Consider the following 17,881-nt stretch of genomic DNA (forward strand, 5'->3'; position numbering starts at 1 on the left):
ACTCTCGATACTCTCTATATAATCATAGACGGAATTGTTCGCCTAGATAAACTTGTTTAACTTGTTCGTTATTGAGAACATCTTCAGGAGTACCCTCAGCGATCAGGTGTCCTTGGCTTACGATGTAAGCTTTTTCACACACGTCTAATGTTTCACGAACGTTGTGGTCGGTAATCAAAACGCCCAAGCCGCGATCACGCAGGTGAACAATGATTTTTTTGATATCGATTACTGAGATCGGGTCAACACCGGCGAATGGTTCATCCAATAGAATGAACTGCGGGTTTGCTGCTAGTGCACGAGCAATCTCTACACGACGACGCTCACCACCCGACAGAGCCATACCATTGCTGGTGCGGATATGTTGGATGTGGAACTCTTCTAGCAGGTCTTCCAGCTTATCTTGGCGTTGTTCGTTGGTCATTTCATCACGGGTTTGTAAAACCGCCATGATGTTGTTCTCTACGGACAACTTACGGAAAATCGATGCTTCTTGAGGCAGGTAACCGATACCAAGACGAGAGCGGCTGTGCATTGGTAAGATACTGATGTCTCGGTCATCAATGCTGATGGTACCTTCATCACGCGCCACCAAACCAACTATCATATAGAAAGATGTGGTTTTACCTGCACCGTTAGGCCCAAGCAGACCGACGATCTGGCCTGACTCTACCTGTAAGCTTACATCGGTAACAACCTTACGTTTACTGTAGGTTTTCGCTAGGTTTTTTGCTTTAAGAACAGCCATCGTTACTTATTCACTTCCGTTGGTTGTAAAACCGTTGACACTCGTTTGTTTTCACCACTGTCAGCGACTAATTTCTGAGAACCGATCTGGTAAGTGATCTTAGAACCGCGAATGATGCTGCCATCTTGAGATAACATCGCATTCTTAGTCATGATCAGTCGGTCGGCAACAAGCTGGTAGTGCAGGTCGTCAGCTTCACCGTAGAGTGTCTTACCGTCGTCAGTAAGCTGAGAGAAGGTTGCTGGCTTACCGAAGCCTTGAATTTCTTCAATCTCACCGTTTACGGCGTTACGAGTAACAATAACCTTATCGGCATTGATATTGATGCTGCCTTGTTTAAGGTTCACATCACCAAGGAAAGTCACTTGGTTACTTTTCATATCCAATTGCTGGCTGTCTGAGTCAATGTAGACAGGTTGCTCACTATCCGAAGACAGAGCATAGACATTAGGTGCCGCAAGGGTCAAAGCGAATAAACTAAGGTGTAAGAGTTTCATATCTACCTTGAACAGAATTAAAGAGGGTTGCATTGTTGGTACCGAAGTTACCTTTCATTGCTTGTCCCTCAGTTTCAAAAAATGTACCGATCATATGGACCGGAGTCTCTGAATAAAAATCTCGGCTAGGCAGCTCAACAACCATTTTATCTGTGGTCATTGTATCGAAGCTGGCTTCTGGCAACAGGTTCTTTGCCACGACGTTGTCATAAAACGTGACAACTTGATTCTCATCCATAATCGCGCGATCAGCGGTGACTTGCCATTCAATCGTGTGGCCTTCACGGAATACCGAAAGAACTGGGTTTTGAAAGTGCGTATCGCCAACTACTGAGTAGTGTTCTAAATACGTCGATTCAACCTGATAGCTGCGAATACCGCTTTCGTCGTAGCTAATGTTGTTCAGGCTTTTGCCACTAAACGCGGGCAGCTCCAAATTTGGAGCCACTTGTATCGTTGATGTTTGCTCTTTGTCGTACAAGTAATAGGTCGACCAAGAGGCAATAAATATGAGTATTAAATAGATAATACGAGTAAAACTCATATGCTTAAACCTTTATGCACGTCGAGTTCATTTCTTGCTTGTAAAATAAGGTCACAGACTTCACGTACCGCGCCATGACCACCGTTAATGGTTGTCACGTAGTTTGCACGCTTTGCAAGTAGCGGGTGCCCATCTGCCACACAGACCTTCAAGCCAACTTTTTCCATTACAGGCCAGTCAATCAGATCGTCTCCGATGTAACCTGTATTTTCGGGGTTTACAGAAAGCTTATCGCAAATATCTTGGTATGCCTTAACTTTATCGTCTTGACCTTGATAAATCAGCTTAATGCCTAGAGCGGTCATACGATTCTCAACAATTTGAGATTTGCGACCCGTGATGATCGCGATTTCAATGCCTGCGTTCATCAGTGATTTGATACCGTAACCGTCACGAGTGTGGAAGGTTTTCAGCTCTTCACCGTTGTTGCCCATGTAGATGCGACCATCAGAGAAGACACCATCGACATCGCAAATCAGCAGTTTGATCTCTTTTGCAATTGCAAATACATCTGAATTAACAGTGCCGTATAGAGTTTCGACTGTCTGTGTCATTACATTACTCCTGCTTTCAGTAAGTCATGCATGTTTAACGCTCCGACTAATTTACCTTCTTGGCATAACATCAGGCCATTGATGCTCTTCGCTTGCATCAAGTTTAAGCCCTCAACCGCGAGCATGTTTGGCTCGGCTACCGTCGGGTTTAGCGTCATCACATCACCGATCTGCGTGTTATGGATATCAACGCGTTTGTCTAAGATACGGCGTAAATCACCATCGGTAAAAATACCGGCCATTTGGCCATCTTCACCAACGATTGCTGTCATGCCTAAGCCTTTCTGAGATATCTCTAGTAGAGCGTCTCTTACTAGTGCGTCGGGTGCTACAACAGGAAGTGAATCGCCTGTGTGCATGATGTCGTCGAGCTTCAACAGCAGCTGACGACCTAAAGCGCCACCAGGATGAGACAGGGCAAAGTCTTGAGCGGTGAAGCCTCGAGCCTGCAAAAGTGCAACGGCTAATGCATCACCCATGACCAAAGTCGCCGTGGTACTTGTTGTTGGTGCTAAGCCCAGCGGACAAGCTTCTTCCGGTACTGAAATTTGTAAATGGATATCAGACAGGGTTGCCATGTTTGATGCTGGCTTGCCTGTCATGCTGATGATCTTGATGCTCAGACGCTTTAACACAGGAAATAGGCTGAGGATTTCTCCCGATTCGCCGGAGTTGGATATTGCAATCACAATATCACCAGGTTCGATCATGCCTAAGTCGCCATGCGCCGCTTCGCCTGGGTGAACAAAGAAAGCCGATGTCCCGGTACTTGCCAATGTTGCTGCGATTTTGTTGCCAATGTGGCCTGATTTACCCATGCCCATCACAACGACTTTGCCTTTGTTGTTCAGGATAAGGTCGCAAGCTTTACAAAAATCATCATTAAAATATTGGTCTAATTGAGTGAGACCTGCAACTTCGGTTTCCAAAACTTGTTTTGCAACGCTGCGGTAATCAAATGGCTGAGACATCAAATACTCCAAGTACGGGAAGTTAAATCAACAATTAAGCCGACATGTTCATTAATAGGTAACTTTGGTAGGCCACGAACGTCACAATTAACACGCCGCCTTCAATACGATTCACACTACGAGATTTTCCTAGTGCCATCACAACAAGTAGTAGCGATACGCCTAGCATTACCCAGAAGTCACGACCCATAGCGAACTCGCTCAAGATCGAAGGGTTTAGGATGCCCGGGATACCCATAACAGCAAGGATGTTGAATACGTTTGAACCAATGATATTACCTACAGCCATATCATCTTCACCCTTCATAACGCCGGCTAGTGATGCTGCAAGTTCAGGAAGGCTAGTACCAACAGCAATGATGGTTAAACCAATGACAAGGTCGCTCATGCCGAAGAACTTCGCGATGATCACAGCGTTATCTACCAGCATATCAGCAGCTAAAGGTAGGACGATTAGACCAATCACGACCCACATTGCAGCCTTAGGGTTACTTACGCCTTCAGGGATCTCTGATTCTTGCTCATCAAGGAAAGCATCGCCGTTCTTTTTCTCGCTGCGGCTGATTTGCAACATAGCAAACAAAAACGCGGCAAAAAGAACAAACAACAACACGCCTTCATAGAAGCCTAAATGGTTATCCCACAATAGGGCGCCCGCTAGCAGAGTGACACCGATCATTAATGGTAGTTCACGACGAATCACGCCTGAGCTAATCGATAACGGTTTGATAAGGGCTGTAATACCTAAAATCAGCGCGATGTTGGCGATGTTAGAGCCCAGTACGTTGCCTACAGCTGTATCTGTTTTGCCATCAAGGGCTGCTGTCGCAGAAACCATCATTTCAGGAGCCGAAGACCCCATTGCTAAGATCGTCATACCGATAACTAGTGGTGAAATACCGAAGTTGCGAGCAAGAGCAGCGGCACCGTAAACCAGCTTATCTGCACTCCACACCAAAAAACCTAGACCGATAATAAGAAACGCAATCGCTTCAAGCATGATGATTCCTAAAAAATTAATAAAAACGGAGAATTAACCGCTAATTTTGACCTGTTGCTAGATAAAAGGGAAGTCACTCGGCAAATTAATTACCAGTTAGCAGGCAAGAAAGAGAGATCAATAGATAATTTCCTAATGCTTTCAAATCCCTGCATAGATTCCTGTTTAATATGAATTAATTGAACAGTGCTTTTAATTCTAAAGTAGACTCATTATTATTGCAGCCATAATTGGCGTTTTTTAAAGCAAGGAAACAACAAAAATATGTTGAACACTGAGCTTGTGAAAGTTAAGAACCTCAGCTTCTCACGCGGTGACCGCGTTATCTTTGATGACATCAGTTTAGAGGTGCCTCAAGGCAAGATAACCGCCATCATGGGGCCGTCTGGGATCGGCAAAACGACTTTACTGCGTTTGATCGGTGGGCAACTGCCGCCAGATGAAGGCGAAGTTTGGTTTGATGGTGACAATATCCCTGCATTATCACGTCGAAAGCTATATCAAGCACGTAAGAAAATGAGCATGCTATTCCAATCGGGTGCGCTTTTTACGGATCTCAATGTCTTTGATAATGTGGCGTTTCCGCTGCGAGAGCACACTGAACTTAATGAAAAATTCATTCGTACCATCGTATTACTTAAGCTTGAAGCGGTAGGATTACGTGGTGCTGCGCAATTGATGCCGAGTGAGTTGTCTGGCGGAATGGCTAGGCGTGCCGCACTGGCGCGCGCAATCGCACTGGATCCAGAACTTATCATGTACGATGAGCCGTTTGTTGGCCAAGATCCCATCACCATGGGCGTATTGGTTGAATTGATACGAAATCTCAATCAAGCCTTGGGCTTAACCTCGATTGTTGTTTCTCACGATGTGCCAGAGGTGATGAGTATTGCTGATTGGGTTTACCTCATGGCAGATAGCAAGATTATTGCCGCTGGAACACCTGATGAGTTGTACAACAATAGCGATCCGAGAGTGCAGCAATTTTTGCAAGGCGAAGCCGATGGTCCAGTACCATTTAGATTCCCTGCGAAGAGCTTAGAAAAGGATTTGTTTTAATATGATTGTTAAAACTATTGCGGGTGTCGGTAAGCGTACACTTGCGAGCTGTGAGTCATTTGGTCGAGCAAGCCTGATGTTATTTGGGGCTTTGTTTGGCATCCCGCGACTAAAAAACTTCCCCTTATTAGTAAAACAACTTTATAGCGTTGGCGTTCAGTCATTGGCTATTATTTTAGTTTCGGGTCTGTTTATCGGCATGGTGCTCAGCCTGCAGGGCTATGTCGTGTTAATTGACTACGGCGCTGAGGGAAACCTTGGTCAAATGGTCGCGCTTTCACTGTTGCGTGAGTTGGGGCCTGTGGTGACTGCGTTATTATTTGCAGGTCGAGCCGGTTCAGCACTCACGGCAGAGATTGGTTTAATGAAGGCAACAGAGCAGATCTCAAGCCTTGAGATGATGGCCGTTGACCCTCTTAAACGCATTATTGCACCACGTCTTTGGGCCGGGCTTATCTCAATGCCATTGCTTGCTATGATTTTTATGGCGGTAGGTATTTGGGGCGGTCAACTGGTTGGTGTTGATTGGAAAGGCATTGATCACGGCAGTTTCTGGTCTGCGATGCAGTCTTCAGTAGAACTTGGCCGAGATATTGGTAACAGCATGATCAAATGTATGGTCTTCGCTATCACCGTAACTTGGATCGCACTTTTCAATGGTTATGACGCAGTACCGACTTCAGAAGGTATCAGTCAGGCAACCACACGCACTGTAGTGCACTCTTCTCTAGCGGTACTAGGGCTAGATTTTGTTCTTACCGCATTGATGTTTGGGAATTAATCATGCAACAAACTCGAAAATTAGAATTATGGGTCGGCACCTTTGTTATTGCCGGAATTTGCGCAATCTTAATCATGATCTTTCAAGTCGCTGACGTAAAAGGCATAGGTTCGAACCATACTTACAATCTAAAAGCGACCTTTGACAACATTGGCAGCCTAAAAGTTCGTTCTCCAGTGAAAGTGGGTGGCGTCGTTGTTGGACGAGTTAAAAGCATTGAGCTTGATACCGAGAGCTACCTTCCTGTCGTTGAACTGTCTATTGACGGGAAGTACTCACAATTTCCAGATACCTCTAGTGCTCAAATTTTAACATCTGGCTTAATTGGTGAGCAGTACATTAGTCTGGTTCCAGGCTTCATTTTTGATGATGAAGAGATGTTGGTCGATGGTGATTCAATTGAAGACACTAAGTCAGCGTTGGTACTAGAAGATTTGATTGGCCAAGTGCTGTATAGCGTTGGTGGTTCTAATGACAGCGAAGCTAAGGAATAAGATAATGTTGAAAACTATTAGTTATTTAAAAGCTATTGGTTACTTGAAATCAATGTTTATGGCGGCAATGGCGTTGCTTATTTCTACCCAAGCCTTTGCTGCAGAATCGATTGACCGTACTCAGCCTTACCAGATGATGACTCAAGTTGCCGAAGTGGCATTTGAGCGTTTGAAGAGTGAACAAGACAACATCCACCAAGATCCAGAGTTATTGAAGGTCATCGTGGAAGAAGAGTTGATGCCTTATGTGAATGCACAATATGCAGCTCTTAAGTTACTTGGACCAAACTTGAAAGGCGCGGATAGAAAAGACGTGGGCGTGTTTATCGATTCATTCCGTAAATACCTTGTTTCTTCTTATGCCCAAGTGCTGACTCAATACACAGATCAGACGATTGAATTTGGTCCAGAACCAAAAATCAAAGCGGATAGCCGCATTACCAGTATCAAGGTCGACATCATCGATACGCCGCGACCAAACATTAAGCTTGAATTTAAGCTTCGCAAAGACAAGAAATCTGGCGAGTGGAAAGCATTTGATATGGTTGCCGAAGGTATTAGCTTGTTGTCGAGCAAGCAATCGGAGTGGAATACTAAGATTCGTCAAGAAGGCATCTTACAAGTTGCAGACGAACTAGAGAAATTAGCCGCACAACCGATTCGTTTTGAGAGTAACAAATAATGAGCCATTCTCAATGGCAAGCACTAAGCTCTAAAGAGTATCAACTGTTCGGTGATTTAGACCGAGACAGTGTCCCTGCAATCTGGCGTATATTGGAAAAGTGGCAAACGACGGAATCGAGCGTTGAAATTGACCTTAGCCATATAAATCGAGTCGATTCAGCAGGAATGGTGATGCTAATTCACTTATTAGAGCATGCAAAAAATCAAAACTGTCATATAATGCTCAGTTTCGTGCCAGAACAATTACGAACGTTGTTCCAATTGAGCAATATCCAGCCAATGATGGCAGAACACATAAAAAATTAGGCAGGAGCTATTTGTGGACAGCACAAAAGTACAAGAATTATTAGCAGAAGCACTGAACCTTCAGGAAATTTTCGTGAAAGGGGAAGGCAGTCATTACGAAGTTGTTGCGGTTGATCCATGTTTTGACGGCATGAATCGAGTTAAGAAGCAGCAACTAATCTACGGCCCACTAATGGAATACATTCAACGCAATGACATCCATGCTCTTTCTATTAAGGCTTTCACGCCGGAAGAGTGGGAACGTGATAAGAAACTGATGTCACTTTAAGGTTTATGATGGAAAAGTTTCGAGTTATTGGATCGGATAAGCCGCTAAGCGGTGAAGTGACGATCTCAGGCGCAAAAAATGCAGCGCTACCTATCTTATTTGCTTCAATTCTTGCTGAAGAGCCAGTGGAAGTAAGTAACGTTCCTCACCTACGTGACATCGATACTACGATGGAACTGCTTAAGCGTTTAGGCGCAAAAGTATCGCGTAATGGTAGTGTTCATGTTGATGGCAGCGAAATTAATGAATTTTGTGCGCCTTACGATTTAGTGAAAACAATGCGTGCTTCTATCTGGGCTTTAGGTCCTCTAGTCGCTCGTTTTGGTGAAGGCCAAGTGTCACTTCCAGGCGGTTGTGCAATTGGTGCTCGACCTGTTGATCTGCATATCCACGGCCTAGAGCAACTAGGTGCGACCATTAAGTTGGAAGATGGTTATGTGAAAGCAAGTGTTGATGGCCGTCTGAAAGGCGCGCACATCGTGATGGATAAAGTAAGTGTGGGTGCCACCATTACTATCATGTGTGCAGCAACGCTAGCGGAAGGAACAACAGTACTTGATAACTCAGCGCGTGAGCCTGAGATTGTTGATACGGCTGACTTCCTAAACAAACTGGGTGCTAAAATTTCTGGCGCAGGTACAGATACGATTATTATCGAAGGCGTTGAACGTCTTGGTGGTGGCCAACACTCTGTGGTTGCTGACCGTATTGAAACAGGTACTTTCCTGGTTGCTGCTGCTGTTTCTGGCGGTAAAGTGGTTTGTCGCAACACCAACGCTCATCTTCTTGAAGCTGCCTTAGCGAAGCTTGAAGAAGCGGGTGCGAAGGTTGAAACGGGCGAAGACTGGATCAGCCTTGATATGACAGGTCGTGAGCTGAAAGCGGTGAAAATCGTAACAGCACCTCATCCTGGCTTCCCAACCGACATGCAAGCACAGTTTACTCTGCTTAACATGATGGCGAAGGGCAGTGGTGTTATCACTGAGACTATCTTTGAAAACCGCTTTATGCACATTCCTGAGTTACAGCGAATGGGTGCAAAAGCCGAAATCGAAGGCAACACGGCTATCTGTGGTGAAACGGAAAAACTGAGCGGCGCTCAAGTAATGGCAACGGACCTTCGCGCATCTGCGAGCCTTGTTATTGCTGGCTGTATTGCTCAAGGTGAAACCATCGTTGACCGTATTTATCACATCGATCGTGGCTACGATAAGATTGAAGATAAATTGTCAGCCTTAGGCGCAAACATTACACGATTTAGTGAGTCGAACTAACCTAGGTTAGTGGATTCATGAATCAGTAAGATGAAAACATAAAAGTCGGAACCTTGGTTTCGGCTTTTTTATAGTTGTATTTACCGCGAGTAAATCTATTGCTCATTTTTGCGCGAATAGATGAATCAACTTGGCGGTCGGTGAGGAACAAAATGATAGCAATATTACGTATTTTCGCAGTGGCGATATTTGCGATTCTTATGTTTGTATTTGGTTGTGGTTACTGCCTATTAAGTCCACGCAACCCGAAACACGTATTTACCTTTGGCCGTTATTTCGGTCGCATGTCGAAGATCTTCGGCATGAAGTTAGAGCTTCGCATCCCAGAAGATGCCTACTCTCGCGGCCAACATGTTTATGTGGCGAACCACCAAAACAGCTGGGATCTATTCACGATTTCATCAGCGGTAACGCCAAAAGTGGTAACTGTTGGTAAGAAAAGCCTAGTGTGGATGCCTCTATTTGGTCAGCTTTACTGGTTGACGGGTAACATCCTAATTGACCGTGCTAACCGTAGCAAAGCGGTAGGTACGATTGATCAGGTCGTGACGAGTCTAAAAGAGAGCGATGTTTCAGTTTGGATGTTCCCTGAAGGCACTCGTTCTCGTGGCCGTGGTCTGCTGCCATTCAAAACAGGTGCATTCCATGCTGCGATTGGTGCTGGCTTGCCTATCATCCCTATCGTGTGTAGCTCAACCGGTGGCGTGAAGCTAAACCGTTGGAACAATGGTCACGTGATTGTTGAAATGCTGCCACCAATCAGCACTGAAGGCTACGACAAGTCTAATGTTCGTGAACTGGCTAACCTAGCTCGTGAGCAGATGGCTGCGAAACTTGAAGAGTTAGACAAAGAAGTGGTTGAGCTTAATAAAAAGTAATTATCTAAGCGAAACGATGAACAATAAAAAAGGTTGCCAACTGGGCAACCTTTTTTTGTATCTAATAAACACCCAGTATTACGCTAAGTCGTTTATTAGAAGGTGTTTAATCTAAAGATTAAAACCTATTTGCGAACCGCAATAGCTTCGATCTCGATACCTACATCTTTTGGCAGACGAGCTACTTCAACACATGAACGTGCAGGGTAGTTTGCAACGCCGTGCTCATCGAAGAATTTACCGTAAACTTCGTTTACTGTGCCGAAGTCGTTTAGGTCTTTAACGAATACCGTTAGTTTTACGATGTCTTTTACAGTCAGGCCTGAAGCTTCAACAACCGCTTGAACGTTGTCTAGAGATTGGCGAGCTTGCTCTGCGATATCAGCAGATACTTCACCAGTTGCTGGATTTACTGGGATTTGACCAGAAGTCAGTACCATGTTGCCAAGGTCAACGCCTTGTACGTATGGGCCGATTGCAGCTGGAGCAGATTCTGTGTGAAGTACTTTAGTCATTGGTTTATTCCATCAGTTATTAGATAAAAATCAATTTTCAGTGTGCCTTCAAACTTTGGATAGGTAAAGCGCAAAATACCCCGCACAGGCGAGGTATTTGATAGTTTTTACATTCGGTCTTCTTTGCAGTATGACGTTATCTTTCTGTCACGATCTCGCGAGAGAAGACTTTTTCGCAATACTTACACTTCAATCGAATATCTTCTTTCTTTTCAAAGATCTTAAAGCTGCTTTCAACCGGTTCATTGTGAGTAATACAGTTAGTATTTGGACACTCGAACACATCGTTGATTTGCTCAGGAAGTTCTAGTGGTAGCTTCTTAACTACTTCGTAATCTTCTATTTGGTTCACTGTTGCATGAGGCGCATAAAGTGCCAGCTTGCTCGCCTGTTCTTCTGTGATAAACACATTCTCAATCTTGAGCAGGTCTTTTCCGCCCAGTGCAGAAGACGGTAGATTCAGGCCAATCGTCACGCGCTGATGAGAGTTGTGCATGTCGAACAGTTTTAGCACCTTGATCCCGATATTGGCTGGGATATGGTCGATAACAGTACCGTTTCTGATTGCTTCAACTTTTAATTGAGTCTCTTTAGACATGATATCTCTCCTCTACAGCGTTTCGTTAAGAACAAGGGCTAGCAATGCTTCACGGGCGTAAACACCATTCTCTGCTTGCTGGAAGTAGTAAGCGTAAGGTGTTTTATCGACATCGACAGTAATTTCATCAACGCGAGGAAGAGGGTGCAGAACCTTCAGGTTATCGCGTGCATTTTCCAGCATCGAAGCGGTCAGGATGTATGCGGATTTTATGTGCGCGTATTCTGACTCATCGAAGCGCTCTTTTTGAACTCGAGTCATGTACAAGACATCGAGCTCAGGAATCACATCTTCCATGTCCGTCAATAGTTGGTACTTGATGCCCGCTTCATCAAGCTCTTCGCAAATGTAGTCTGGCATCGCTAGAGCTTCTGGAGCCACGAAGTAGAAACAGATGTTGTCGAACTTCGCTAGTGCTTGAGTCAATGAGTGAACCGTACGGCCGTACTTAAGGTCACCAACGAATGCAACGTTTAGGTTGTCGAGGCGGCCTTGTGTCTCAGCGATAGAGAATAGGTCTAGTAACGTTTGTGTTGGGTGTTGGTTTGCGCCGTCACCTGCGTTAATAACAGGTACACCGTTTGAGAACTCAGAAGCCAGACGCGCTGCGCCTTCTTGAGGGTGACGCATCACGTAAGCGTCAACGTATGAAGAGATAACCTGTACCGAGTCCGCTAGCGTTTCGCCTTTCTTTGCCAAAGAAGTGTTACCACCACTGTCGAAACCAATCACATCACCACCGATGCGTTGAATCGCAGTTTCAAAAGAGAGACGAGTTCGTGTAGAAGGTTCGAAGAAGCAGCTGGCAACAACTTTGTTCTTGATGAGTTCTGGGTTTGGTTCAGCCTTTAGCTGACCTGCCGTTTGAACAATTAATTCTAGCTCTTCACGAGAAAGCTCTGGAATTGAGATGATGTGCTTTTGATAGAGCGAGTTCGCCATGATCTTCTTCCCCACAATAATGTATTGGCCATAAAAAAGCCCCCCATAATGGGAGGCTTTAAAAAAGTGCTGAAAAGCAGAATAGACGGCCTGGTAAGCATCTTAGCTTACGAGCAATATTTGGTGTTTTCACAATATTACTATGTGTTTTCACAATATCATTATGTTTTATCACAACATTGCTTGGCGTCATTTTCATTACTCTCAGACAAATTGCCGAGAATTATACGCTTTCAATTTGTGAGCGCAAGCGATTACATCAAGCTTTTGTTTACTTTCAGTATTCGCTATTGACCCAGTGTCGCAACCATTACCGCTTTGATGGTATGCATGCGATTCTCAGCTTCATCAAACACAATTGAGTAATCCGATTCAAAGACTTCATCAGTAACTTCTAAACCGTTCATTCCATACTTATCTGCGACTTGCTGGCCGATCACGGTTTCATTGTTATGGAAAGCGGGTAGGCAGTGCATGAATTTCACTTGAGGATTGCCAGTGAGCTTAATGACATCCATATTCACTTGGTATGGTCTCATTACCGCTACACGTTCGTCCCAAGCTTCAGGGGCCTCGCCCATTGAAACCCAAACATCGGTATAAAGGAAATCACAGCCTTGAACACCTTCAGCAACGTCTTCTGTCAGCGTGATGTTGGCACCTGTGCTTTGCGCGATAGCTTGGCACTCTTCAACAAGCTGCTCTTCTGGCCAGAATGCTTTAGGCGCGACAAGGCGAATATCCATGCCCATCTTCGCGGCTCCGACTAACAGAGAGTTACCCATGTTATTGCGTGCATCGCCTAGATAAGCAAAGCTGATTTGGTGTAGATGCTTCCCGCGGCCATGCTCAAGCATAGTGAGGAAATCAGCCAAGATCTGAGTAGGGTGGAACTCATCGGTTAAGCCATTCCAAACCGGCACGCCCGCATAAGCGCCTAAGTCTTCAACGATACTCTGACCAAAGCCACGATACTCGATGCCATCGTACATGCGTCCCAATACACGCGCCGTATCTTTCATTGATTCTTTTTGACCAATCTGAGAACCAGAAGGGCCAAGGTAAGAGACTTGAGCACCTTGATCAAAGGCGGCCACTTCAAACGCACATCGTGTTCGAGTTGATGCTTTCTCGAAGATCAAAGCAATGTTTTTGCCGTTGAGTTTCTTCTGCTCAGTGCCTGCATACTTAGCTTTTTTTAGGTCAGCAGACAGGTCGAGTAAAAACTGAATCTCTTTAGGAGTAAAGTCGAGAAGTTTTAGAAAGTTACGATTGCGAAGATTAAAGGCCATCTCTCGCTCCTTGCGTATATAGAATCAATGAAGAACTTAGTTAAACATAAAAATGCTATATTTGTGAATATTTATTTTATTAATTTGATAAAAAAGGCCAGTAAATGAATACTGGCCTAGATAAGACTATTGAGTCTGTTTAACTGAGCTCTTTGACTTAGATACCGTCTCTTTCGATAGGGCAACTCATACAGCGCGCGCCGCCACGACCACGGCCTAGCTCGTTGCCAGGAATCGTTAGAACTTCGATACCCGCTTTGTCGTATTTCTCATTGGTGTAAACATTACGCTCATAACCAATCACGGTACCAGGTTTCACTGTCAGTACGTTGTTAGCGTCATTCCACTGTTCACGCTCAGCTTCGTAGTTATCACCGCCGGTAGTGATGATCTTCAGTTGATCAAGGCCTAGTGCGCCTTCAATCGCTGACAGGTAGTTTTCAGCTTTCTCGACACGCATTTCGCCGTTTTCTTTTGGCGTTAAGCGCCAAGTGTCGAGGTCTTTACGAACGATCTCTGGATAGACAGAGAACGTGTCGATATCCATGTGTGTCATCACCGTATCAAGGTGCATACAAGAGCGGTGTTTTGGTAGATCGATCGCAATCACTTCGCTCGCTTGGCCTGATCTAAATAGGCTAGCCGCTAGGTTTTCGACACCTTGTGGTTTCGTACGCTCTGAAATACCAACCAGTACCGCACCTTTACCGATAACCAGTACGTCACCGCCTTCAATGTTAGCGTTGTCGTAGTGAAGGTCTTCGTCACCAAAGTACTTAATGAAATCTTGGCCTGCGAACACTGGGTGCCAGCGGTAGATAGCACGCAGGTGGTTCGTTTCACGTTGACGTGCAGGCTTCATCATTGGGTTAAGCGATACACCACCGTAAACCCAGCAAGAAGTATCTCGCGTAAATAGGTGGTTAGGCAGTGGCTCGATAACGAAATCGAGTGGTCGATGCATTTTAGGCAGCATCGATGATGATTTGATAGGAAGCTCAGAGTAGGCCAAGCCACCGAGTAAGATCGTTGCTAGATGCTCATTATCCATTTGAGCAAGGTAGTTTCTTAAGTCACGGGCGAAAGTCGGCCCATAACGGAAATCTGAGATTTGAGTATTCAGCAACCACTCACGAGCCTGAGATACGGCAAGCGTTTCTACTAGCAGGTCATGCAGCAGTAGTACTTCTACGTCTTGGCTGCGCAGCGTTTCTGCAAAGGCATCATGTTCTTCACCAGCGGCTTCAACGGCAAGTACATCATCAAATAGAAGATCATGACAGTTTGAAGGGGTGAGGTGGGTGAGTGCTCTTTCAGGTCTATTTAGGAGAACTCGTCTCAATTGACCGACTTCGGAGCCAACGTACAGCTTACTCATTTTGCATCCTTACTATTAATCCAGCGTCTATTTATGACAAGCTTGTCCGTAATATGCAAGTTTTGTAGATTGAGTTAATACAAGGTATTTGGGTAATAATTGGTCATAAAACCTGTGATTTTTAAGTTTATACAGATTAAATTCCAACTAACTGGCTATCGAACGGAACAACGTTTTTGAGGATCTATGCTCAATTCGTGGCTTGTTAGAATTGAATTTTGCTTATTAATCGTGATTTTTTATTCACTATTATGCACTTTTTGATAACAAGCTGAGGATTTATGCACCCCAAAAGCGGTTTAGCGTATGCACCTAACGTGACTAATCACGCAAGTTTTATTCAATAAGCCCTAAAGTGGCCACAAAAACGAAATGCTAAAATACGGCGCAGTTAATAAAATGTTGAAAATTTGTTTCTGTGATTTTGATTTCACTTTTGAATTGATATTGGCGCTGCGATCTCGCGATAAACTTACCTTTCTAGGCCTGATCTGGGTGGCTTTTCTGGACGATCCGTGCCATATTTCGTGGCAATCAAATTTGATCTTTTCATAGTCAACACTCTGGAGCAGACACATGTCTCACGAAGATGAATATCTATCAGTAGCGGAATTAATTGAATTTCAAAAGGAAGAGACTCGCGACATCATTACAGCATTAATTGAAGATGGTAGCGATCCTGAAGCTCTATACGATATCGAGCATCACCTATTTGCTGAAGATTTCGATGTGCTTGAGAAAGCGGTTGTTGAAGCATTCAAAATGGGCTTTGAAGTGCTTGAAGCTGAAGAGACAGAAGACGAAGATGGCAATAAGCTACTTTGTTGTGATGCAACGATGCAATGTACTCTGAATGCAGAAGCGATTGATGAGCAAGTTGAGAAGCTTGTAAACCTTGCAGAGAAGTTTGACATTATCTACGACGGTTGGGGCACTTACTACGAAGGTGAAGATGCTATCTACCCAGACGAAGATGATGAAGGCGAAGAGTAATTCTTTCCCAATTTTAAAAAATGCCAGCCTCGAGCTGGCATTTTTTTACCCTCAGAAAAATAAATGTCTTTATATGCATTCATTCATTATAATGCAGTCAAAATTGATCTAGCTCAAGGAATGATATGCGGTTGCTTCTCGATGGTCTTTGGCAAATTTCGCCACTGACGGATCTCTCTATCCCACAAGATGACATCACCTTTCCGGCTCCGTTAAGCTCAAAGCTCCCTGATAGCTTGAGTGAAAGTCAAATTGCAGAGCAAGAGTGGCACCTGATGCACGACATCGAAGTGGATGACGCTATGTTAGCGTGTCCATTTGTTGAGTTAGTGATGGCTGGAGTCGATTATTTTGCTGAAGTTCGACTTAATGGTGTGGCTGTTTTTGATTGTGATGGTAGCCAAGCTGAATACCGTAAAGATATCCGTCCTTATATGCAGTCCGGCCGAAACCGTTTCGAGATCCTTTTCCTTGAAGAAGAGGAGAGCCTATTGCTTGAAGAAGACATGGATGACTCTGTATCTTCACAGGCTATCGCTAAATCTGATTCACGCATCGGGATTTGGCAAGCGCCATACCTGCAGTTCGTTCGAAACGTCAAGCTAGAGCAAGTTGTCACAGAGCAGATCTGGCACCACGGTGGTGGCTGTGAGTTTAAAGTGGATGTTATCTATCAAACGCTAAAGGCGGGGTTAGTATCGGCATCCATCAAGTTTAATGGTATGACTCTCGTGATGCCGATTGATGTACGCGCTGAACATACTGGCGTCGTGTTCCAGGTCGAAGCTCCTATCATTTTTGATATTGAGAATCCTAACCCCAAGTATCTATACCCATTAGAAGTGGTACTTGATGGGCAAGAAGAGAGTTCTTTTGTTGCCTTGAACCCAACTTCTTGCGTCAGTAACTTTCTACGTTAACTCCGTATATTTTAGCGTTATCTTCTTTCGCTATAGCGGCGCATTCTGCTTATAACGACTTGGCCATGACAACCTCACAAGCGTCGTGGCCTGTTTCTCCCCAAGCTGACTCAAGATGCTCAAACCCAAGCTTCTCATAGAGTTTGACCGCAGCACCCAAGCACTTCGTCGTTTCTAAATACATGTGTTGATACCCAACTTGCTTGGCTTGCTTTAAGCTCAAAGCGACAATTCGCTTGGCTAGGCCATGCCCTCGAGTTTGCGGTAAGAAGTACATCTTTTGTAGCTCACACACATTGGGTTTACCTGCTAGAGGGGCAAAGCCACCGCCTCCGACGATCTTTCCGTTGTGTTCGATAACCCAGTACATTGCATTCGCTTGGCTATAGACAGAGTACATATCATCGAGTGTTGGGTCGGCTACGCCATAACCTTTATCTTCTGTGAGTCCATGCTCAGCCGAAACTTGGCGAATGATTTGTGCGATGCTTGGGTTGTCTTGCGGTGTAATGGGTCTAAGGGTGAACTCAGCAATTTGTTCCATGATCTGCCTATGAAAGGGTCACTAATATGTGACCCAATATATGGTGACTAAGCATGTTGGTGCAAACAGAATTGTTGTTGTGCCATTTGGTCGCCTGATTTACGTAACCAGACTTTCTCGTGGAAGTAGTAAGCAACGGTATTTAAAGTTGGCTCTAGCAAAGCCATCACGCCGCCTATGAAAGCATCTCCAGTCAACAAGTAGACAACGGTAAAGGCAACACTAAAGTGGATGGTAGCAAAGCTTGCTGTTTTTAATTTGGTCATCCACTGGCGAGCTTTAAGAGCTGGAACTTGAGCCCACGCCTTTTCATGAAAATAGAAGGCAACAGTATTCACAGAGGGCTCAATCATAGCGATTAAGCTACCAATTAAGATGTCGCCTGTTAGTACATAAGCGACACTAAATGCGATAGTAAAATGTAATGCAGCAAAGGTTAGTGTCTTTTTCATGATAATTACTCAGTCGTTGTGTTGTTTTGATAGGTCTATTATTGAGAATTATTATCATTAAGTATAATGGGAAGTAGAGATTAATTTGATAGATGAAACCTATCAATCAGTGCGGCTAGAGTGAGAAGCATTGGAATATTGGAATCAGGGACATAAAAAAAGGCTGGTCACCAAGACCAACCTTTCTAT

General features: G+C 44.5%; 23 protein-coding genes. 10 read left to right on the forward strand and 13 right to left on the reverse strand.

Going from position 1 to position 17,881, the window contains the following annotated elements; genetic code table 11:
* Window positions 1-22: 22 nt before the first annotated feature.
* The 6 genes from lptB to AB4161_RS14095 are packed head-to-tail and all read right to left on the reverse strand — an operon-like array spanning window position 23 to window position 4,314.
* Window positions 23-748 (reverse strand): LPS export ABC transporter ATP-binding protein, encoded by a 726-nt coding sequence (lptB, locus tag AB4161_RS14070; RefSeq protein WP_004735304.1) that lies wholly within the window; start codon window positions 746-748, stop codon window positions 23-25.
* A 2-nt stretch (window positions 749-750) separates the two neighbouring features.
* A complete protein-coding gene (gene lptA, locus AB4161_RS14075; RefSeq protein WP_017058914.1) occupies window positions 751-1,245 on the reverse strand; it encodes a lipopolysaccharide transport periplasmic protein LptA in 495 nt (164 codons plus the stop codon).
* Window positions 1,226-1,789 carry an LPS export ABC transporter periplasmic protein LptC gene (gene lptC / locus AB4161_RS14080; protein WP_004735306.1) on the reverse strand — a complete coding sequence of 188 codons (564 nt, stop codon included), beginning with the start codon at window positions 1,787-1,789 and terminating at the stop codon, window positions 1,226-1,228. Before lptC ends, lptA begins: the two co-directional genes overlap by 20 nt.
* Window positions 1,786-2,343, reverse strand: a complete 558-nt coding sequence (kdsC, locus tag AB4161_RS14085; RefSeq protein ID WP_017058916.1) for a 3-deoxy-manno-octulosonate-8-phosphatase KdsC — start codon at window positions 2,341-2,343, stop codon at window positions 1,786-1,788. The genes lptC and kdsC overlap by 4 nt, the downstream gene beginning before the upstream one ends.
* The gene (kdsD, locus tag AB4161_RS14090; protein WP_017058917.1) at window positions 2,343-3,314 is read right to left on the reverse strand and encodes an arabinose-5-phosphate isomerase KdsD; all 972 of its coding nucleotides are present in this window, start codon (window positions 3,312-3,314) and stop codon (window positions 2,343-2,345) included. The genes kdsC and kdsD overlap by 1 nt, the downstream gene beginning before the upstream one ends.
* Window positions 3,315-3,348: 34 nt before the next feature.
* Window positions 3,349-4,314: a calcium/sodium antiporter gene (locus tag AB4161_RS14095; protein WP_017063737.1), complete on the reverse strand. Its 966-nt coding sequence runs from the start codon at window positions 4,312-4,314 to the stop codon at window positions 3,349-3,351.
* A 264-nt stretch (window positions 4,315-4,578) separates the two neighbouring features.
* On the opposite strand from AB4161_RS14095, the gene mlaF reads away from it, so the two are divergent.
* The 8 genes from mlaF (at window position 4,579) to AB4161_RS14135 (ending at window position 10,058) form a co-directional block, all read left to right on the forward strand.
* Window positions 4,579-5,373 (forward strand): phospholipid ABC transporter ATP-binding protein MlaF, encoded by a 795-nt coding sequence (mlaF, locus tag AB4161_RS14100; RefSeq protein ID WP_017058919.1) that lies wholly within the window; start codon window positions 4,579-4,581, stop codon window positions 5,371-5,373.
* A 1-nt stretch (window position 5,374) separates the two neighbouring features.
* Window positions 5,375-6,154 carry a lipid asymmetry maintenance ABC transporter permease subunit MlaE gene (mlaE, locus tag AB4161_RS14105; RefSeq protein ID WP_017058920.1) on the forward strand — a complete coding sequence of 260 codons (780 nt, stop codon included), beginning with the start codon at window positions 5,375-5,377 and terminating at the stop codon, window positions 6,152-6,154.
* A 2-nt stretch (window positions 6,155-6,156) separates the two neighbouring features.
* A complete protein-coding gene (gene mlaD / locus AB4161_RS14110; protein WP_017058921.1) occupies window positions 6,157-6,648 on the forward strand; it encodes an outer membrane lipid asymmetry maintenance protein MlaD in 492 nt (163 codons plus the stop codon).
* 52 nt (window positions 6,649-6,700) lie between these two features.
* Window positions 6,701-7,330, forward strand: coding sequence for a phospholipid-binding protein MlaC (locus tag AB4161_RS14115; RefSeq protein WP_120459707.1), 630 nt, complete (start codon window positions 6,701-6,703; stop codon window positions 7,328-7,330).
* Window positions 7,330-7,638 carry a lipid asymmetry maintenance protein MlaB gene (locus tag AB4161_RS14120; protein WP_017058923.1) on the forward strand — a complete coding sequence of 103 codons (309 nt, stop codon included), beginning with the start codon at window positions 7,330-7,332 and terminating at the stop codon, window positions 7,636-7,638. The genes AB4161_RS14115 and AB4161_RS14120 overlap by 1 nt, the downstream gene beginning before the upstream one ends.
* Window positions 7,639-7,651: 13 nt before the next feature.
* Complete coding sequence (gene ibaG / locus AB4161_RS14125; protein WP_017058924.1) at window positions 7,652-7,906, forward strand: BolA family iron metabolism protein IbaG; 255 nt, start codon at window positions 7,652-7,654, stop codon at window positions 7,904-7,906.
* A gap of 8 nt (window positions 7,907-7,914) precedes the next feature.
* Entirely contained in the window at window positions 7,915-9,180 is a 1,266-nt protein-coding gene (gene murA, locus AB4161_RS14130; protein WP_372083497.1) for a UDP-N-acetylglucosamine 1-carboxyvinyltransferase, read from the forward strand.
* Window positions 9,181-9,332: 152 nt separating this feature from the next.
* A complete protein-coding gene (locus tag AB4161_RS14135) occupies window positions 9,333-10,058 on the forward strand; it encodes a 1-acylglycerol-3-phosphate O-acyltransferase (protein ID WP_017058926.1) in 726 nt (241 codons plus the stop codon).
* A 125-nt stretch (window positions 10,059-10,183) separates the two neighbouring features.
* On the opposite strand, the gene AB4161_RS14140 is transcribed toward AB4161_RS14135, so the two are convergent.
* From AB4161_RS14140 to arcA, 5 genes are all read right to left on the reverse strand, one after another.
* A complete protein-coding gene (locus tag AB4161_RS14140) occupies window positions 10,184-10,573 on the reverse strand; it encodes a RidA family protein (RefSeq protein WP_004735319.1) in 390 nt (129 codons plus the stop codon).
* A gap of 136 nt (window positions 10,574-10,709) precedes the next feature.
* Complete coding sequence (gene pyrI / locus AB4161_RS14145; protein WP_017058927.1) at window positions 10,710-11,171, reverse strand: aspartate carbamoyltransferase regulatory subunit; 462 nt, start codon at window positions 11,169-11,171, stop codon at window positions 10,710-10,712.
* 12 nt (window positions 11,172-11,183) lie between these two features.
* Complete coding sequence (pyrB, locus tag AB4161_RS14150; protein ID WP_012604860.1) at window positions 11,184-12,113, reverse strand: aspartate carbamoyltransferase; 930 nt, start codon at window positions 12,111-12,113, stop codon at window positions 11,184-11,186.
* A 287-nt stretch (window positions 12,114-12,400) separates the two neighbouring features.
* Window positions 12,401-13,405, reverse strand: coding sequence for an ornithine carbamoyltransferase (locus AB4161_RS14155; protein ID WP_017058928.1), 1,005 nt, complete (start codon window positions 13,403-13,405; stop codon window positions 12,401-12,403).
* Between the two features lie 157 nt (window positions 13,406-13,562).
* Window positions 13,563-14,783, reverse strand: a complete 1,221-nt coding sequence (arcA, locus tag AB4161_RS14160) for an arginine deiminase (RefSeq protein WP_017069412.1) — start codon at window positions 14,781-14,783, stop codon at window positions 13,563-13,565.
* A 576-nt stretch (window positions 14,784-15,359) separates the two neighbouring features.
* Here arcA and rraB point away from each other — a divergent pair.
* The gene (gene rraB, locus AB4161_RS14165; RefSeq protein ID WP_017058930.1) at window positions 15,360-15,776 is read left to right on the forward strand and encodes a ribonuclease E inhibitor RraB; all 417 of its coding nucleotides are present in this window, start codon (window positions 15,360-15,362) and stop codon (window positions 15,774-15,776) included.
* 125 nt (window positions 15,777-15,901) lie between these two features.
* A complete protein-coding gene (locus AB4161_RS14170; RefSeq protein ID WP_017058931.1) occupies window positions 15,902-16,696 on the forward strand; it encodes a glycosyl hydrolase 2 galactose-binding domain-containing protein in 795 nt (264 codons plus the stop codon).
* A 49-nt stretch (window positions 16,697-16,745) separates the two neighbouring features.
* Here the strand turns inward: AB4161_RS14170 and AB4161_RS14175 are convergent, their stop codons facing one another.
* Window positions 16,746-17,240: a GNAT family N-acetyltransferase gene (locus tag AB4161_RS14175; protein WP_372083498.1), complete on the reverse strand. Its 495-nt coding sequence runs from the start codon at window positions 17,238-17,240 to the stop codon at window positions 16,746-16,748.
* A gap of 47 nt (window positions 17,241-17,287) precedes the next feature.
* A complete protein-coding gene (locus AB4161_RS14180; protein WP_017058933.1) occupies window positions 17,288-17,692 on the reverse strand; it encodes a DUF2061 domain-containing protein in 405 nt (134 codons plus the stop codon).
* Between the last annotated feature and the right edge of the window lie 189 nt (window positions 17,693-17,881).

This window comes from Vibrio sp. 10N.286.51.E5 (genome assembly GCF_041469125.1).
GTDB lineage: Bacteria > Pseudomonadota > Gammaproteobacteria > Enterobacterales > Vibrionaceae > Vibrio > Vibrio crassostreae_C.

What these genes read in the sequence shown, in the direction of transcription:
- rraB (WP_017058930.1), top strand. Translation starts at nt 15,360, where the DNA reads ATGTCTCACGAAGATGAATATCTATCAGTAGCGGAATTAATTGAATTT.
- AB4161_RS14180 (WP_017058933.1), bottom strand. Translation starts at nt 17,692, where the DNA reads ATGAAAAAGACACTAACCTTTGCTGCATTACATTTTACTATCGCATTT.
- lptA (WP_017058914.1), bottom strand. Translation starts at nt 1,245, where the DNA reads ATGAAACTCTTACACCTTAGTTTATTCGCTTTGACCCTTGCGGCACCT.
- AB4161_RS14170 (WP_017058931.1), top strand. Translation starts at nt 15,902, where the DNA reads ATGCGGTTGCTTCTCGATGGTCTTTGGCAAATTTCGCCACTGACGGAT.
- AB4161_RS14175 (WP_372083498.1), bottom strand. Translation starts at nt 17,240, where the DNA reads ATGGAACAAATTGCTGAGTTCACCCTTAGACCCATTACACCGCAAGAC.
- pyrI (WP_017058927.1), bottom strand. Translation starts at nt 11,171, where the DNA reads ATGTCTAAAGAGACTCAATTAAAAGTTGAAGCAATCAGAAACGGTACT.
- mlaD (WP_017058921.1), top strand. Translation starts at nt 6,157, where the DNA reads ATGCAACAAACTCGAAAATTAGAATTATGGGTCGGCACCTTTGTTATT.
- AB4161_RS14115 (WP_120459707.1), top strand. Translation starts at nt 6,701, where the DNA reads ATGTTTATGGCGGCAATGGCGTTGCTTATTTCTACCCAAGCCTTTGCT.
- AB4161_RS14135 (WP_017058926.1), top strand. Translation starts at nt 9,333, where the DNA reads ATGATAGCAATATTACGTATTTTCGCAGTGGCGATATTTGCGATTCTT.
- mlaF (WP_017058919.1), top strand. Translation starts at nt 4,579, where the DNA reads ATGTTGAACACTGAGCTTGTGAAAGTTAAGAACCTCAGCTTCTCACGC.
- arcA (WP_017069412.1), bottom strand. Translation starts at nt 14,783, where the DNA reads ATGAGTAAGCTGTACGTTGGCTCCGAAGTCGGTCAATTGAGACGAGTT.
- pyrB (WP_012604860.1), bottom strand. Translation starts at nt 12,113, where the DNA reads ATGGCGAACTCGCTCTATCAAAAGCACATCATCTCAATTCCAGAGCTT.
- lptB (WP_004735304.1), bottom strand. Translation starts at nt 748, where the DNA reads ATGGCTGTTCTTAAAGCAAAAAACCTAGCGAAAACCTACAGTAAACGT.
- AB4161_RS14140 (WP_004735319.1), bottom strand. Translation starts at nt 10,573, where the DNA reads ATGACTAAAGTACTTCACACAGAATCTGCTCCAGCTGCAATCGGCCCA.
- mlaE (WP_017058920.1), top strand. Translation starts at nt 5,375, where the DNA reads ATGATTGTTAAAACTATTGCGGGTGTCGGTAAGCGTACACTTGCGAGC.
- AB4161_RS14120 (WP_017058923.1), top strand. Translation starts at nt 7,330, where the DNA reads ATGAGCCATTCTCAATGGCAAGCACTAAGCTCTAAAGAGTATCAACTG.
- murA (WP_372083497.1), top strand. Translation starts at nt 7,915, where the DNA reads ATGGAAAAGTTTCGAGTTATTGGATCGGATAAGCCGCTAAGCGGTGAA.
- kdsD (WP_017058917.1), bottom strand. Translation starts at nt 3,314, where the DNA reads ATGTCTCAGCCATTTGATTACCGCAGCGTTGCAAAACAAGTTTTGGAA.
- lptC (WP_004735306.1), bottom strand. Translation starts at nt 1,789, where the DNA reads ATGAGTTTTACTCGTATTATCTATTTAATACTCATATTTATTGCCTCT.
- kdsC (WP_017058916.1), bottom strand. Translation starts at nt 2,343, where the DNA reads ATGACACAGACAGTCGAAACTCTATACGGCACTGTTAATTCAGATGTA.
- AB4161_RS14155 (WP_017058928.1), bottom strand. Translation starts at nt 13,405, where the DNA reads ATGGCCTTTAATCTTCGCAATCGTAACTTTCTAAAACTTCTCGACTTT.
- AB4161_RS14095 (WP_017063737.1), bottom strand. Translation starts at nt 4,314, where the DNA reads ATGCTTGAAGCGATTGCGTTTCTTATTATCGGTCTAGGTTTTTTGGTG.